The organism is Brevibacillus sp. FSL K6-2834 (genome assembly GCF_038592925.1).
Classification (GTDB): Bacteria; Bacillota; Bacilli; order Brevibacillales; family Brevibacillaceae; genus Brevibacillus; species Brevibacillus borstelensis.
The window spans coordinates 2,927,243-2,941,834 of sequence record NZ_CP151945.1 but is presented as its reverse complement, the minus strand read 5'-3'; the positions used below and the strand labels follow the sequence as shown (position 1 = coordinate 2,941,834).

The 14,592-nt window shown below is 53.8% G+C and carries 20 protein-coding genes and 1 riboswitch; of the genes, 16 read left to right on the top strand and 4 right to left on the bottom strand.

What is annotated here, in order from left to right; all coding sequences use genetic code 11:
• The first annotated feature begins 9 nt into the window (after positions 1-9).
• The 4 genes from NST96_RS14560 (at position 10) to NST96_RS14545 (ending at position 1,658) form a co-directional block, all read left to right on the top strand.
• On the top strand, positions 10-336 hold the full coding sequence (locus tag NST96_RS14560; protein ID WP_003390509.1) for a hypothetical protein: 327 nt from the start codon (positions 10-12) through the stop codon (positions 334-336).
• Positions 337-363: 27 nt separating this feature from the next.
• Positions 364-876 carry an ACT domain-containing protein gene (locus NST96_RS14555; protein ID WP_003390508.1) on the top strand — a complete coding sequence of 171 codons (513 nt, stop codon included), beginning with the start codon at positions 364-366 and terminating at the stop codon, positions 874-876.
• 168 nt (positions 877-1,044) lie between these two features.
• Positions 1,045-1,299 carry a hypothetical protein gene (locus tag NST96_RS14550; protein WP_003390507.1) on the top strand — a complete coding sequence of 85 codons (255 nt, stop codon included), beginning with the start codon at positions 1,045-1,047 and terminating at the stop codon, positions 1,297-1,299.
• Positions 1,296-1,658 (top strand): DUF2085 domain-containing protein, encoded by a 363-nt coding sequence (locus tag NST96_RS14545; RefSeq protein ID WP_003390505.1) that lies wholly within the window; start codon positions 1,296-1,298, stop codon positions 1,656-1,658. Before NST96_RS14550 ends, NST96_RS14545 begins: the two co-directional genes overlap by 4 nt.
• A gap of 14 nt (positions 1,659-1,672) precedes the next feature.
• On the opposite strand, the gene NST96_RS14540 is transcribed toward NST96_RS14545, so the two are convergent.
• Complete coding sequence (locus NST96_RS14540) at positions 1,673-2,101, bottom strand: helix-turn-helix domain-containing protein (RefSeq protein WP_342404150.1); 429 nt, start codon at positions 2,099-2,101, stop codon at positions 1,673-1,675.
• 163 nt (positions 2,102-2,264) lie between these two features.
• Here NST96_RS14540 and NST96_RS14535 point away from each other — a divergent pair, with 163 nt between their 5' ends.
• From NST96_RS14535 to NST96_RS14525, 3 genes are all read left to right on the top strand, one after another.
• Positions 2,265-2,579: a thioredoxin family protein gene (locus NST96_RS14535; protein WP_003390503.1), complete on the top strand. Its 315-nt coding sequence runs from the start codon at positions 2,265-2,267 to the stop codon at positions 2,577-2,579.
• A gap of 66 nt (positions 2,580-2,645) precedes the next feature.
• Positions 2,646-3,929: a glycoside hydrolase family 18 protein gene (locus NST96_RS14530; protein ID WP_024983636.1), complete on the top strand. Its 1,284-nt coding sequence runs from the start codon at positions 2,646-2,648 to the stop codon at positions 3,927-3,929.
• A gap of 93 nt (positions 3,930-4,022) precedes the next feature.
• On the top strand, positions 4,023-4,253 hold the full coding sequence (locus tag NST96_RS14525; RefSeq protein WP_003390501.1) for a hypothetical protein: 231 nt from the start codon (positions 4,023-4,025) through the stop codon (positions 4,251-4,253).
• A gap of 24 nt (positions 4,254-4,277) precedes the next feature.
• Here NST96_RS14525 and NST96_RS14520 read toward each other — a convergent pair whose 3' ends face one another.
• Positions 4,278-4,673, bottom strand: a complete 396-nt coding sequence (locus NST96_RS14520; RefSeq protein WP_255320345.1) for a DUF2203 domain-containing protein — start codon at positions 4,671-4,673, stop codon at positions 4,278-4,280.
• 43 nt (positions 4,674-4,716) lie between these two features.
• Here NST96_RS14520 and NST96_RS14515 point away from each other — a divergent pair, with 43 nt between their 5' ends.
• The 9 genes from NST96_RS14515 (at position 4,717) to NST96_RS14475 (ending at position 12,302) form a co-directional block, all read left to right on the top strand.
• Entirely contained in the window at positions 4,717-5,958 is a 1,242-nt protein-coding gene (locus NST96_RS14515; protein WP_342404149.1) for a DHHA1 domain-containing protein, read from the top strand.
• A gap of 79 nt (positions 5,959-6,037) precedes the next feature.
• On the top strand, positions 6,038-6,424 hold the full coding sequence (locus NST96_RS14510; protein ID WP_003390497.1) for a kinase-associated lipoprotein B: 387 nt from the start codon (positions 6,038-6,040) through the stop codon (positions 6,422-6,424).
• A gap of 35 nt (positions 6,425-6,459) precedes the next feature.
• Positions 6,460-6,570: riboswitch (TPP riboswitch) on the top strand.
• A gap of 224 nt (positions 6,571-6,794) precedes the next feature.
• A complete protein-coding gene (thiS, locus tag NST96_RS14505) occupies positions 6,795-6,998 on the top strand; it encodes a sulfur carrier protein ThiS (RefSeq protein WP_003390495.1) in 204 nt (67 codons plus the stop codon).
• A 5-nt stretch (positions 6,999-7,003) separates the two neighbouring features.
• Complete coding sequence (locus NST96_RS14500; protein WP_342404148.1) at positions 7,004-7,774, top strand: thiazole synthase; 771 nt, start codon at positions 7,004-7,006, stop codon at positions 7,772-7,774.
• Positions 7,775-9,043, top strand: coding sequence for an acetylornithine deacetylase (locus NST96_RS14495; protein ID WP_003390493.1), 1,269 nt, complete (start codon positions 7,775-7,777; stop codon positions 9,041-9,043). It begins immediately after the preceding gene.
• Positions 9,044-9,049: 6 nt separating this feature from the next.
• The gene (gene tenA, locus NST96_RS14490; protein ID WP_003390492.1) at positions 9,050-9,730 is read left to right on the top strand and encodes a thiaminase II; all 681 of its coding nucleotides are present in this window, start codon (positions 9,050-9,052) and stop codon (positions 9,728-9,730) included.
• Positions 9,715-10,491, top strand: a complete 777-nt coding sequence (locus NST96_RS14485; protein WP_024983631.1) for an ABC transporter ATP-binding protein — start codon at positions 9,715-9,717, stop codon at positions 10,489-10,491. The genes tenA and NST96_RS14485 overlap by 16 nt, the downstream gene beginning before the upstream one ends.
• 8 nt (positions 10,492-10,499) lie before the next feature.
• Positions 10,500-11,261 (top strand): ABC transporter permease, encoded by a 762-nt coding sequence (locus NST96_RS14480; RefSeq protein ID WP_024983630.1) that lies wholly within the window; start codon positions 10,500-10,502, stop codon positions 11,259-11,261.
• Between the two features lie 18 nt (positions 11,262-11,279).
• A complete protein-coding gene (locus tag NST96_RS14475) occupies positions 11,280-12,302 on the top strand; it encodes an ABC transporter substrate-binding protein (RefSeq protein WP_122959034.1) in 1,023 nt (340 codons plus the stop codon).
• Positions 12,303-12,591: 289 nt separating this feature from the next.
• Here the strand turns inward: NST96_RS14475 and NST96_RS14470 are convergent, their stop codons facing one another.
• Positions 12,592-13,737 (bottom strand): glycosyltransferase family 4 protein, encoded by a 1,146-nt coding sequence (locus NST96_RS14470; RefSeq protein ID WP_024983628.1) that lies wholly within the window; start codon positions 13,735-13,737, stop codon positions 12,592-12,594.
• A gap of 170 nt (positions 13,738-13,907) precedes the next feature.
• Positions 13,908-14,462, bottom strand: coding sequence for a hypothetical protein (locus tag NST96_RS14465; RefSeq protein ID WP_003390487.1), 555 nt, complete (start codon positions 14,460-14,462; stop codon positions 13,908-13,910).
• Positions 14,463-14,592: the final 130 nt, after the last annotated feature.

Sequence of the window (14,592 nt, the reverse complement as noted above, 5' to 3'; positions counted from 1 at the left end):
GAATCGGACGTGGAAGCGACAAAGAAATCAAAAGTCATGATCTTGATTTTTTTGGGAGGAGCAGTTTTGCTGGCCTTGCTCGCCTATTTCGGCATGTACTCCCTGGGCAAGGAGCATGTCGCTGTCATCAATGATGTCATCGAGGCAAAAGGCGGAAAGGTGCAGCACATTACGGTCGTTCCCAAGGATGAAAGTCCTTTTACGGAGAGCGGCAAGGGGAATACCATTTACAAAATTGATTTTGAAATAGAGGGGAAGACCCAAACGGCATGGTACCGCTCCGACAATCAATCCTCTATAATAAAAGAGAAAGAAGAGTGGATTTTTCCTGAGTAATGATGAGAGTAGGACGTGATAAGGACCATGTCGAACAGAGAAGACTTGCTTGAATTAGCCCGCCTGATACGCAGACTGGAAGCAGAGACGGAGAATGCGTCTATCTCCATTTTGTCCCACGAAAACAGGGACGAGATCGCGGGGGCCCTCACAGAAGGATTGGGAGGCTCGGCTGCTGTCCAGACAAGCTCTGGGGAATACGCAAATCACCTGGCGATTATCCGAATGGGCGCCAATAAGTATACGATTGCCCAAGATTGGCGAGAGGTGTACATCAGCGAGATCAATTATTGTCCCTGCCGGATACCTCCCGGCTCCCACGGCCTGCTGGTGTACCATATCGACTACCCGGGAGTCATCTACGACGTTTCGCGGATTTTGGCCGATAATCAAATCAACATCTCGAAGCTGAACGTCTCACGGGAACAAAAGGGGAAAAATGCTCTGCTCGTTTCCATAACCGATGAAGAGATCTCCTCGGAAGTAGCAGCGGCGATCGAAACACTGCCGCAGATCACAAAAGTGTTTTCGCTGAAATAAGTGAATGTTGGCCCTGTCGTGGTATGGCAGGGCCTTTGTTTTTCTTAAAATAGCGCCGCGGAAGTTACGACTGCCAACGACCGCCAATGACCGATAAAAGAACCGTCTGGAGATGTGGGTGGTTTTCCCTCCTTTGTGATAAAATGGGTGCAGCAAGGAGGGGTCGGGTTGTTTTTTATAGGAGTAATGGCCGCCTTAATCTGCCTGATTACGGGTGTCGGGCTGCTCGTAAATCATGTTGTCGCGTGGGGAGTCGTTTTCATCGTTGCCGGGATTGGACTGATCGTTTTTCTGCTGGTGGCCTATCCGGCCAAACGCAAAAAGTGTTCGTCCTGGGATTGCGGCTTTGTCGACTGCGGGGCGGGCTCCATACCGGATTGTGACTGTTTGCCGGACTGCGGCTGCGGAGCGGGGACGCCATGAAGGAAGGGTTGTTCGCCAGGATCAGATCCCTGTCCTTTATTCCATGCCATCGGATGCCTTCCCGGTCGCTGGTTGTCAGAGGGAAGCGGCTTCCGCTATGTGCCCGCTGCAGCGCCATATTGACTGGGTATTCAGCATTGCCGCTGTTATTGCTCCTTCCTTTGACAATTCCTTGGTTCGCAGGCGTCCTGCTGCAGGTGCCAATGCTGATCGACGGCTGTACACAGTATTGGAAGTGGCGGGAGAGCAACAATGTTCTGCGAGTGGTCACCGGATTACTCAGTGGAATGGGCCAGTCCGTATTTGTGGCAGGAGTCTCGCGCATCTTGCTGGAGTGGCTGCTGCTGAGGCTGTCCTAACTGGTGGGAAGCTTCTACTCCGACCGCAGATGACAGGCAAGCTGAATCTTTAGTTTATCTTCGGGCTGCTTGAGATCAATGGCAAGCAGCTCTTCAATTTTTCTCAGCCGCTGATACAGCGTATTGATATGGATATGGAGCTGCTTGGCCGTGAGATGGGCGGACTGATGGCAATGGACATAGACGAGCAAGGTTTTCTCAAGATCACTATATTTTTCCTTTTTCTCCCACAATGGTTGAAAGACACTGCGGACAGAAGCTTCCTGGTCCTCCGGCGACTGGTGAATCAGCAGCTGGTTTACGCCCAAATCCCCATAGCGAACGACTCCATGGCGGTTCCGGTTCTGCAAATACCGGACCGCTTTTTTGGCTTCCCCGAAGCTAAGCGGCGGATAGATGCGGCTGAGCTGGCGAATCGTCGTCATCTCCCTCGTGGTGTACACAGGAACATTTCTGTTCGCCACGCTTTTTGCCGAAATCATTTTCCGGATTCAAGGGAAGTTTTGAGCCGTTCGGTCCCCTGGATTCCATTCTCAGCACTTGACATCGCTCTCGCCCAAATTCTAGGATAGTACTACCGAATGAAGAAGAAACGGGGAAGAGCATGTGCAAGAGCTGACAGTAAACGACATCGCGGATTTGGAAGACCCCGGCAAGGGCAATCCGGCAGTGGTTTTCATCTACACCCCTTTTTGCGGAACGTGCAAGCTGGGGGAGAAAATGCTTGAAATTGTCGAGCAGACGATTCCCGGATTGCTGATCTATCGCTTTAACATAAATACCGGGCCCCAGTTTGCGCAAAAGTGGGAGATTGCCAGTGTCCCGGGGCTCCTCATTTTTCGCCACGGACGTATTGTTGAGAAGCATTTCGCCTTTCAATCTGTCGATTTTTTATATCGGACCCTGAAAAGGTTCTTCTAGACATACACCTATTTCCTTCACGTTGAATACATGAAAGAGAGAGACAAAACGTGAAGGAGGAGAAGCATGCAGATCCATGTAGTAGAGCGGGGACAAACCTTGAATGCGATCGCGGAGAGGTATGATTCGACTGCGCAAGCCATTGCCAGTGCCAATCAAATACCCGAGCCGGATCGGCTGGTCGTCGGACAGGCGCTGGTCATCCCCATTGTGGGCAGTTACTACTGGGTACGGCCGGGGGATACACTGTATACGATCGGGCAGCGTTTTGGAATCAGTGCAGCCCAACTGGCGCGTATAAACCGGATTTCCCTGTACCGCCCGATAGAAGTGGGGCTCCGCTTGTACATCCCTCCGCGGCCTCGGCGTGCGGCCGATTTTAACGCCTATGCAGAGCCGAGAAGAACGGTGACTCCGGCCCTGGAGGCAGATATACGGACAGCTGCCCCCCATTTGACGTATCTGGCGCCCTTCAGCTTCAGGATAAATCGGGACGGCACTTTGACACCGCCCCCTCTGGGTGATTTGCGTCAGATCGCCCAGGAAAATGAGGTCGTCCTCATGATGGTGATTACCAACCTGGAGAGAGGTCAGTTCAGCTCCGAGCTGGGAAGCCTGGTGTTAAACGATATGAACGTCCAAAATCGCCTGTTGGACAACATTATCACAACTGCCACTGACCTCGGGTTTGGCGATATCCATTTTGACATGGAGGCGTTGCCCGCAGCCGACAGAGAAGCATATGCGCGTTTTCTCCGCCGTGCCCGTGAGCGGGCAAGAAGAAACGGCCTGATGATGTCAGTCGCGGTAGCGCCCAAGACAAGCGCCGAACAGCAAGGCAAATGGTATGCGGCTCACGACTACCGGGCGATCGGGGAAATTGCTGACTTCGTGGTTATCATGACGTATGAATGGGGATACAGCGGCGGTCCTCCGATGGCTGTATCGCCGATCGGCCCAGTCCGGCGAGTGCTCGAATACGCGATCACAGAGATGCCTGCCAGCAAAATTATGATGGGGCAAAATCTTTACGGGTACGACTGGACATTGCCTTATGAGCCCGGAACGACTGCTCGTGCCCTGAGTCCGCAAGCTGCTGTCGCGCTCGCCCAGCGGGAGCAGGTGCCGATCCAATACGACAGCAGAGCGCAGGCGCCGTTTTTTGAGTACACAGATGACCAAGGAAGGCGTCATCGCGTCTGGTTTGAAGATGCCCGTTCGATTCAGGCCAAGTTCAACCTGGTCAAGGAGCTCGGTCTGCGAGGCGTCAGCTATTGGAGACTGGGACTGCCTTTCCCGCAAAACTGGCTGCTGATCGAGGAGAACTTCCGCGTCAGAAAGCGTCGATAACCATAGGAAAGCGTACAGTCCGGTAAGCCTGTACGCTTTTTTTCTGCTCGCCAAACATGGTATGATGAAGCAAAAAGAACGAGGAGGGAGATCATGGGAGAGTGCAGACTGGATCATAGTACAGAAGACGTCCGCAACAAGCTGGCCGAGCAAACGCCTTTTTTGCCGCCGGCACTGGCCGCGCAGCTGAACGGGCTTTTGACGGAGACGCTTTCTCAGGAAACCTTGAACGAGCTGTTTCACCTTTTAAAGAAATACGATTTGGCGACGCCCGAAGAGCGTATTCAACGTGAGGAAAAAATGGCAAAGCTGGTAAGGGAATAGCAAAAAAAGGGAATCGCAAGCAGCCTATTCGATTGGTTTGCGACCGGCAAACCCTTCTGTGATGCCGTGATAATACGCAATGCTTGGCTCTCCCTGCTTCCAGCAGAGGAGAACTTCTTTTCCGTCGATGACAGCGGGGAAATCGAACAGCCCGATGTCGATGTCCTTTACCTCTATGCCTTTCTCCATGAGCTGGTTGATATGCATCTGCGCCTCCAGCTCCATAAACTCCAGGCGGCATTCCAGCGTAAAGACTTCTTGCTCATCGGGAGGCTGCCGCTTTTTGGCCTGCTGCAGTTCTTGGTAGGTTTGATAAAAGAGGCGCTTCGTTTCTTGCAAAAAGGAGAGCTCGTCGCGTACATATGGCAGCAGTTGATTCGCCTGTTCGACCGTGAACAATTTTTTAGCCAAGTGTAACACCTCCAGGACCCATTATACAGGGAACCAGTCAGGGAGGAAATGGATGGATCGGCTGTTTATTGCAGGTGATTGGAAAGGGGTACCTATGAACGACAGGTTGTACTATCAAGATGTTGATTTGCAGACGTTTGAGGCAGATGTGATCAAACGCGGCGTGGAAGCGGACGGAACAGCATACGTAGTGTTGAACCAGACGGCGTTTTATCCGACAGGCGGAGGACAGCCTTGTGATACGGGAACCATTGAAGGGGTTGCCGTCACGGACGTAGAGGAAGTCGACGGGGAGATCAGGCATCGCCTCGAAGCGCCGCTTCCGGAACATACGCAGCGGGTAACGGGCAGGATCGATTGGGATCGGCGTTTTGACCATATGCAGCAGCATACGGGACAGCATATTCTCTCCGCGACGTTCATCAAGCTCGCAGATGCCCAGACAGTAGCCTTCCACCTCGGACGCGATCACGTGACGATTGATGTTGCGCTGAGCGAGCTTACGCCAGAGCTGATTGAAAAAGCGGAGCGTCAGGCAAACCAGGTGGTACTGGAAAATCGTCCGATCGACGCTCGTTTTGTTACGGCCGAAGAGCTGGAACAGCTGCCGCTCACCAAGCAGCCTACGGTATCCGAGAATATCCGGGTCGTCATCATCCCGGATTACGACTACAATCCATGCGGTGGGACACACCCGAAAACTACGGGAGAAGTCGGTCCGATCAAAATCATCGGTTGGGAACGCCACAGAGGCAATATACGCATTCAATTTCTGTGCGGCTGGCGGGCACTCGCGGACTACACGCGCAAGCAGCACTTGCTGCAGGACCTCACCCGGATGATGACGACGAGCGAAGCGGAAATCGCCGATATGCTGCAGCGTCTGCTGGCTGAAAAAGAGGCCTTGAAGGATTCGCTTCAGCAAAAAGAAACAGAGCTATTGACATATGAAGCAGCCAGGTATTTGAAAGAAGCAGCCGAGCTGGGGAACGCCCGTGTCGTCCAGGCCTCTTTCACGGGCAGAAGCATGCAGGAATTGCAGCAGCTTGCCCGTACGCTCACCTCGCAGGATGAGCATGTCATCGCGCTTTTGGCGACAACAACGGACAAGCTGCAGCTCGTTTTTGCCCGGGGCGCACAGGTGGCGGCTCCGATGAACCAGCTGCTGAAGGAGACGCTGCCGTTGATCGATGGAAAGGGCGGCGGCAACCCGGCGATGGCCCAGGGCGGAGGGGCTCCGACGGTGGCTGCGGACGCCGTGCTGGATCATGCGCGCGGTTTGCTTGAGGTGTAAAACATGACCCGTGGCAGTCGCAGTCAGTCTGTCCAATCAGGCTGCGACCGCCCTTAGGGAAACGAAGGAGGAGAGTCAGATGAATGCATGGAATCCGGGAGATCTGGTCCGGGTCGGGTACAAGACGGGAGAATATCTGACAGAGGTTGTAGAAAATCACGGCGATAAATTGCTGGTCAAAATTATGGCTGTTACGAAATACCCGACGCAGGGCGATTTGCACAATCCGCTTGAGGTGGACGTTCCCTTGTTTCACCAAAGACCGGCTCTCTCCTACCTGGAAAAAATCATGGTTCCGGCTGCGAGCGTGATCCGGTTCAACGGGACTTTGCCCGACTACAAGGAATCGCTCAAAGCCGCTTTGGAGAGGGAAATGGAAAAGCTGCGCAAAACGTCAAAATGGGCGGAGCGCTGCCTGGTCGAACTGGAGATTCTGTACAAGGAAAGCTTTACAAACCCGAAATAGAGTGATACTGTAATAATCGAATTGAATAACCACGCGCAATACCAAACGGGGGTCGAGCAAAATCGGCTGAGATTGTAACGAATGCGTTACTGACCGTTGAACCTGACCTGGGTCATGCCAGCGGAGGAAGAGGTATCAGCTCATCAGCGTGAACGCCGATGCTGTTTCCAAATGGTTTGGAACGACATTTAGGCATATGCAGATAAGCACAACCACAACCATCCGAGGCGGATGGTTTTTTTACTGTCTGCCCCTGATGTACCGTATTCAAACGGCTTCTTCCGTCTGTTTTCTACATGGCACAGGCGAAAAGAAGCCGTTTTTTTCTGGGACCGGCCAGAACATGCTGCGCCGAAGAAGGAGGGGGAACATGCTGGTACAGTTGAATGGCAAGAATGTAGAGCTGGCTGCTGAAATTACGACTGTCCGTGAACTGCTGCAGTCCTACCAGCTGCAGGAGAAGATCGTGATCGTGGAGCGTAACGGAGAGATTGTGGATCGCACCCGTTATGAAGAGACACCGGTTGCGGATGGCGACCGGATTGAAATTGTACATTTTGTCGGTGGAGGATGAATAAGATGGACACTTTGAAAATCGGACCGTATGAATTTCGTTCGCGGCTGCTTCTGGGGACGGGAAAATTCCCTGATCTGGACATACAAGACAAAGCGGTGGCAGCATCAGAGGCAGAAATTCTGACTTTTGCCATTCGCCGCCTAAATCTGGAAAACCCGCATGAACCGAATTTTCTGGAGCAATTGGATCTGAAAAAGTTTACGCTGCTTCCGAATACGGCGGGTGCCTATACGGCTGAGGAGGCTGTGCGAATTGCCCGCCTGGCGAAAGCATCCGGCTTGTGCGACATGATCAAGGTGGAAGTCATCGGCGATCCGAAAACGCTGCTGCCAGACCCGATCGGCACGCTGGAAGCCTCCCGTATTTTGGTAGAGGAAGGCTTTATCGTGCTTACTTATACCAATGACGACCCGATTTTGGCCAAACATCTGCAGGAGGCCGGCGTTCACGCTGTCATGCCGGGAGCTTCTCCGATCGGATCAGGCCAGGGCATCATCAACGAAAACAATCTGCGGTTCATCATCGAAGACGCCAAAGTACCGGTCATTGTTGACGCCGGCATCGGTTCTCCCGCTGACTGTGCGAAGGCGATGGAGCTGGGAGCGGACGGTGTCCTGCTCAATACAGCGGTCGCGCTGGCGGACAATCCGGTGTTGATGGCGGAGGCGATGAAGCTGGGCGTGGAAGCGGGAAGGAAAGGCTTCCTTGCCGGACGGATCGCGAAAAAACGGTATGCATCGGCGAGCAGTCCGACTGAAGGGATGATCGAGTAGGTGGAGCACGTACTAGCAGCGATTGAGGAGCGTAGAGAGGAGCTGTTTTCGCTTCTCTCCGAGCTGATCGCCCAGCCGACGGTAAGCCCTCCCGCCCGAAACAGCGACAAGGCGCAGACGCTGGTGGCAGAGAAGCTGCAAGCGCTCGGCTTCGAGGTCGACCGCTGGACCGTTTTTCCAGGCGATGACAACGTCGTGGGGGTAAAGAAGGGAACGGACTTTAGAAACTACAAAAGCTTGATCATCAACGGCCATATCGACGTAGCTGAGGTCGGAGACGACAGCGGCTGGACGTATCCGCCTTTTGCCTTGACCAAAGGCGGGGACGGCAGATGGTACGGGCGCGGCGTCGCCGATATGAAAGGGGCGCTCGCTGCCAGCCTGTTTGCGATCCAGATGCTGCATGAGCACGGCATAGAGCTGAAGGGCGATCTCGCCTTTCAGTCCGTGATCGGTGAAGAAGCTGGGGAAGCCGGCACGCTTGCTGCGATTGAGCGCGGCTACTCGGCCGATTATGCGCTTGTCGTAGACACAAGCGATCTGCAGATGCAAGGCCAGGGCGGAGTGATCACTGGCTGGATTACGATTGAAAGCCCGGTTACGCTCCATGACGGGATGCGCAGCAGGATCATACACGCAGGCGGTAAAGTCCACGGGGCATCTGCGATTGAGAAAATGATGAAGGTGATTGCCTCGCTGCAGGATTTGGAACGGCACTGGGCCGTGATGAAATCATACCCCGGTTTTCCGCCAGGGATGAGCACGATCAATCCTGCGGTCATCGAAGGCGGACGCCATGCGGCTTTTCTCGCGGATCGCTGCGCCCTCTGGATTACCGTTCACTTTTATCCGGACGAGACGCATGAGGATATCATACGGGAAGTAGAGGACCATGTCCGCAGAGCCGCCGCCGCTGATCCGTGGCTGCGGGATCATCCGCCCGTTTTTCGCTGGGGAGGCCGCTCCATGATCGAGGAGCGGGGAGAGATCTTTCCGTCATTGGAGCTGGACAAGGAGCATCCGGCCCTGCTCAAGCTGCAGGCTGCATTTGAAAAGCAAACGGGACGCCCGGCGGTGGTAAACATGTCTCCTTCGGTCACGGATGCAGGATGGTTTGCCCACGCCGGCATACCAGCCGTCATCTTTGGCCCGGGTGAGCTGAGTCATGCTCATGCTGTGAATGAATCCGTTGATCCGAAGCAGTTGGTTGTCTTTGCACAAACAGTTGCCCGGTTCCTCGTGGACTGGTGCAACACGAAAAGGGAGTGAGTGGACTTGTCGACATTTACGCATCGTTTGCGGGAAAAGGTTGCTCCGATCTGGGAGCGGACCCATCGTCACCCGTTTGTCACCGGCTTGGGAGATGGAAGTCTGCCTGTGGAGTCCTTCCGTTTTTACATGAAGCAGGACTACGTCTATTTGATCGAATACGCCAAAATGTTTGCCATCGCCAGTACAAAAGCCCATGATCTGGCGACGAGCGCGCGGTTTGCTTCGCTGCAGGAAGCGACGCTCAATTTCGAAATGGCCTTGCATCGTCAGTATGCCGAACGCTTTGGCATCACGCGCGAGGAGCTGGAGCAGACCAAACCGTCGTTTGTGATGCTTGCCTACACGAGCTATATGCTGAAGGTAGCTCATCAGGGCTCGCTAGCCGAGCTGGTCAGCGCGGTACTGCCGTGCGCCTGGAGCTACTGGGAAATCGGCAAGCGGCTCGCCGAGGTAGAGGGAGCGCTTGAGCATGAATGGTACGGGGAGTGGGTGCGTACGTACAGCTCCGACGAGTTTGGACAGCTGGCGCAGTGGCTGATCGACCTGATGGATGAGCTCGCTGAAGGAAAATCAGAGAAAGAGCTGGCGATTCTGGAGGAGCATTTCCTGAACACGTCCCGCATGGAGTATTTGTTCTGGGAAATGGCTTACACGGAGGAAATGTGGCCGTGCGAGAAAAACTAGCCTTTTCGGGCGTCGGCTTTTCGTATGGGGAAAAGCCGATACTGGACGGATTCGATCTGCAGCTAAGCAAGGGCGAGCTGGTCAGTCTGATCGGGCCGAGCGGGATTGGGAAAAGCACCTTGTTTCAATTGGCGGCGGGACTGCTGCAGCCAGACACAGGGACGATCCGTCTGGATGGAAAATCAACGGCAGAACGTCTCGGGCGTGTAGGCTACATGCCGCAGCGAGATTTGCTGATGCCGTGGCGGACTGTAGCTGAAAATGCCGGTTTGCCGCTCGAAATACAAGGATTTTCCAAAAGTGAAATACGCGAGCGTATTGCGGAAGAGCTTCCCCGCTTTGGCCTGGCCGAATGGAAGGACGCCCATCCAGATGAGCTCTCTGGCGGGATGCGTCAGCGCGTTTCTTTCCTGAGAGCCCTGATGACCGGAGCGGACCTGCTGCTCCTGGACGAGCCGTTTAGCGCACTGGATGGGATTACGCGGATGGAAATGCAGGAATGGCTGCTCTCGATGTGGCAGCAGACCGGGAGCACGATGCTCCTTATTACCCATGATATCGATGAGGCGATTTTGCTGGCGGACCGGGTAGTCGTTCTCCTGGGCAGTCCGATCCGGCAGCCGGTAGAGCTGCAGGTTTCTGTTCCCCGTCCGCGAACGTTGGCCAGTCGCAATGATCCGGAATTTCACGCTCTGCGGGGAGAAATCTGGGAGCTGCTGCGAGGCCATGGTGCCGCGAATGGGGAGGTGAGCGAAGCGTGAAGGAGTCTTTGAAAAAGGGGCTATGGTTTTTCGTCTCCGTCATCTCGCTTCTCATCGCCTGGGAGGCTGCTTGCCGACTGCTTGCCGTTCCAGCCTTCATTTTGCCGCCGCCGAGCACGGTTCTCCTCTCTCTGTGGGATTTGCGGGAACAGCTGCTAGGACAGCATCTGTGGGCGACGCTCAGGGAAGTAGGACTGGGACTTTTCATCTCCATCCTGTTCGGGGTCTCGCTTGCACTGGTCATGACGCTCAGCAAAACAGTCGAGCGTCTGGTGTATCCCTACATTGTCATTTCGCAAACGATACCCATCATCGCGCTGTCACCCGTTTTCATTTTGTGGTTTGGCTATGATTTGACGGGAAAAATCGCGGTGACGATCCTGTTTACCTTCTTTCCTATCGTCGTTAGCACGTACGATGGTCTGAAGGCCTGCGACCGGGAAATGATGAATTTGCTGCGTACGATGGGAGCGAACAAATGGCAGTTGTTCAGCAAGCTTCAGCTCCCGGCCAGTCTGCCCCATTTCTTTAGCGGCTTAAAGGTGGCGGCTACCTACAGCGTGTCGGGTGCCACCATCGGTGAATGGCTTGGGGCGAGCGAAGGTCTCGGCTATTTCGGCCGGCGGGCATCGGGAAACTTCCAGGCGCCAGCCTTGTTTGCTTCCGTTCTTTTGTTATCCATACTTGGTATGCTGCTCTTCTGGCTGGCAGGAAGGCTGGAGCTGTGGGCTTCCCCTCAGACGCGAAACAGAAAAGATAAAAAACGATAGGATAGGTAGGAGAGAATCATGAACAAATGGACGAAAACGCTTTTGACGCTTTCTCTGGCTGCGAGTCTGGCAGCGTGTGGCGCACAGAGCGAAAATCAGGAGAAGCCAGATGCTGCTAAATCGGCTGCGGGCACTGAGCCGACAGAGTTGACCATTGCGCTCGACTGGTACCCCAACGCTGTACACTCGTTTCTCTACGCTGCAGAAGAACAAGGCTATTTCAAGGAAGAAAATCTGAAGGTCAATCTGCAAATGCCTTCCGATACCAATGATCCACTGCGGATGGCTGCTGCCGGGAAGGTCGATATGGCAATCAGCTATCAGCCCCAGGTTGTGCAAGCCCGTTCGGAAGACATAAAGGTCGTCTCCATTGCTGCGCTGGTCCGTCACCCGCTGAACGTGATCATGACGCGAAAAGACAGCGGTCTGGATTCACCGGAAAAGCTTGTCGGGAAAAATATCGGCTATCCTTCCGTTCCGCTGGACGAGTCGATCGTCCGTACAGTGGTGAAGCAAGCGGGGGCAGATGACTCCGGCCTGTCCTTTACCGACATCGGATTTGACATCATACCCGCATTGACCGCGAAAAAGGTGGATGCTGTAGTCGGCGGCTACATCAATCACGAGCAAGTCCTCTTGGAAAAGCACGGCGTTCCCGTTAACGTAATCAAGCCGAGTGACTTTGGAGTGCCTGATTATTATGAGCTGGTCGTGGCTGCCAGCGATGAAACGGCAGCCAAGAAGAAGGATGCGCTGGCGGCATTCCTCCGTGCAGCCGCCAAAGGCCAGGCGTACGTAAAGGAAAACAAGGAGAAGGCGTTGAAATCTCTGTTGGCCAAGCAAGCACAGGAGTTCCCGTTGGAGGAGGATGTGGAAACGAAAAGTCTGGACATCCTGCTGCCTTTGATGGATGCAGGCAGTGAACCGTTTGGCACACAGACGGCTGAATCCTGGCAGACACTGATCGATTGGATGAAACAGGAAAAACTGATCACAAAAGATGTCAAACCGGAAGAAGTCATGATCAATCTGAATAAATAATGACAAATGCCAAAACTCTCCTCGGGAGAGTTTTGTTTTTATACAAGGGGTTTTATAATAGAAAGGGAATTCAGGCTAAGGAGACGACTTATGAGCAATCGTGAAGATCGGAATAATAAGCTGGTCATCTGGGTCTTTGTTGGCAGTGTTCTCGTTTGTACGCTGTCGGTAGCGATTTATATGTATCTGGTTGTAACCAAATAATAGCGGATCGCTCCCTTCCCCCGCTGTTGAAAATAAAGCCACTGAACGCATCATGCGCAGTGGCTTTTTGCTTTCCGCTCTTATGCTACCGGCGGACGAGACGGTAATGCTTCTTTAGCTTCTGCACGGTTTGGTGCCAGCTAAAAGAGGTCGAGACTCTCCGTCGCGCGTTGAGAACGATCCGCTTACGCAATTCCGGGTCGCTGTACAGGAGATCAATCGCGGTTGCAAATGCCTCGGGACTTTGGAAGCGATCCACCAAAAGACCGCTATGCCCGTCCCTGATTACTTCCCGAATTCCCCCGCGGTTGGACGCTACTACGGGTATACCGGAGGCCATCGCTTCCGAGTTGACCGTGGCGAAGCCCTCCCGGAACAGCGTAGGGCAGACAAAAACATCGCCAAGCTGAAACATTTCATGGATGCGCGAGGGTGGAATGTAACCGGTAAAACGGATCGGAACCCCAAGGAGCTCTGACAATTGCCGAACCTGGCGCATATAGGGCGTTTGGCTGCTGACTCCCGGCCAGGAAGCCCCTACAGCGACGAGCTTGGCGTGAGGAATCCGTTCTTTCAGGAGGGAAACGGCACGGACAAGCGTATGCAATCCTTTTCCACGGACAATGCGGCCGACAAAGAGGATGTTGTAGGTATCGGCAAGTTCCCAGCGGCTGCGCAGCTCCATTTTGGCAGAGGCCGACCATGGGCGAAATTTGGAGGTGTCCACCCCCAGTATGGCTGTTCGAAATTTGCGGGCATGGCGAGGATAACGGTGCTGCATGGTCCTTGTGACAAAGGAGACAACCGAAGTCACACCGTTTACTTGGCGAAGAATCCGGTCCGCTTGGCTGCGGGAGAGGCTGGACATGAATGTGAGTGAATGAAGCGACAGGATGATTGCAGTTCGTGGAAACTGGCGGCGGACATGTGAAACGAAACGAGGACGATTTTCGATTTGGATAATGTCAAACGATTGGCCGGCTACCTTTTTCAAGGCAGAATGTATATAGCGCCGCCTGTCCCCGTGGGGAATGCGAATAATGGTAAGCCGACCGTTCTGGTAGCGGCTGACAGAGGGCAGCCTCGGATGGGCACGGCTGATCATGACCACCTGATCGGTACGTGCCATCCGCTTGAAAATGTTGTACGTGCAGGTTTCAACAGAGCCGCCTTTGATTGGCGGTACAGGCAGCTGCTCTGGCAAGATCACCAATATGCGCAAGCCCTGCATACCTCCCCGATTCGGATATATCAATAACAGCCGTATATCCTATTCGGAGCACACGGAACAACTCACGGACATATCACCCGTTTTTGAAGGGGAGACAGCCTATTTGGCAAGAGGAGGTCTGGTGGTGTCCTATCCCCAAGTCCATAATTACAGCAACAATGGGCGGAAATTCATCTGCCGGATGATCTGCGGACACTTCTGATTTTATCCGCTACATCGCGGATCGATAACTGATTCAGTTCCGGAAACCCTTGCCCGCGCAAACTGACGGTCTTGCCATCGTAAAGCGGATAGACTCCCTGCCACAGCCCCACAATGCTGTACATGTCAGTCCGGTTCACTTTTTTCAGAAACAAAAGGTACTGTCCCTCTCCAAGCGGACCAGGGTATTGAAGGTTTGCGGGATCAGAGGCATCAGGGAGAGGCTCGACGCCGGTACTGAGGAGCTTCACCCGACGAGATGCGGAACCGTGGAGCGTGCGTTCAATCTGGACGTCTTGCACATAATTCACCAATTGACCAGCGGAAATGCGCTTCGCTGTCGGGTACTTTTGGTGGCGGGCATCTGTCAGTCCAACCACGATCAGATCACAGTGCAGGATCAATTCCTTCCAGTCTTTCATCCGGGTTTGATCTACCTGCAAGTCGGCAATTTCCGGGGTTGCCGACACAGGCATGGCAATGAAGATGAAGACCAGCAGGAGCAGGGTTCCTTTTTTCCACATAGAAGAAACCTCCTAAATTATGTAAAAATCCTTTTTAGTATGATCGACAAGCCAGCCCTTATTCTGGAGAAAAAGAAAAAACGGGGCTTCTTTCATACATATTATTGTGGTAATATTCCGAAAATGGATG

Coding starts and splice junctions, on each gene's coding strand:
- NST96_RS14530 (WP_024983636.1), top strand. CDS start 2,646: ATGCAGATCCATGTAGTAGAGCGGGGACAAACCTTGAATGCGATCGCG.
- NST96_RS14475 (WP_122959034.1), top strand. CDS start 11,280: ATGAACAAATGGACGAAAACGCTTTTGACGCTTTCTCTGGCTGCGAGT.
- NST96_RS14465 (WP_003390487.1), bottom strand. CDS start 14,462: ATGTGGAAAAAAGGAACCCTGCTCCTGCTGGTCTTCATCTTCATTGCC.
- NST96_RS14545 (WP_003390505.1), top strand. CDS start 1,296: ATGAAGGAAGGGTTGTTCGCCAGGATCAGATCCCTGTCCTTTATTCCA.
- NST96_RS14470 (WP_024983628.1), bottom strand. CDS start 13,737: ATGCAGGGCTTGCGCATATTGGTGATCTTGCCAGAGCAGCTGCCTGTA.
- NST96_RS14555 (WP_003390508.1), top strand. CDS start 364: ATGTCGAACAGAGAAGACTTGCTTGAATTAGCCCGCCTGATACGCAGA.
- NST96_RS14515 (WP_342404149.1), top strand. CDS start 4,717: ATGGATCGGCTGTTTATTGCAGGTGATTGGAAAGGGGTACCTATGAAC.
- thiS (WP_003390495.1), top strand. CDS start 6,795: ATGCTGGTACAGTTGAATGGCAAGAATGTAGAGCTGGCTGCTGAAATT.
- NST96_RS14510 (WP_003390497.1), top strand. CDS start 6,038: ATGAATGCATGGAATCCGGGAGATCTGGTCCGGGTCGGGTACAAGACG.
- NST96_RS14500 (WP_342404148.1), top strand. CDS start 7,004: ATGGACACTTTGAAAATCGGACCGTATGAATTTCGTTCGCGGCTGCTT.
- NST96_RS14525 (WP_003390501.1), top strand. CDS start 4,023: ATGGGAGAGTGCAGACTGGATCATAGTACAGAAGACGTCCGCAACAAG.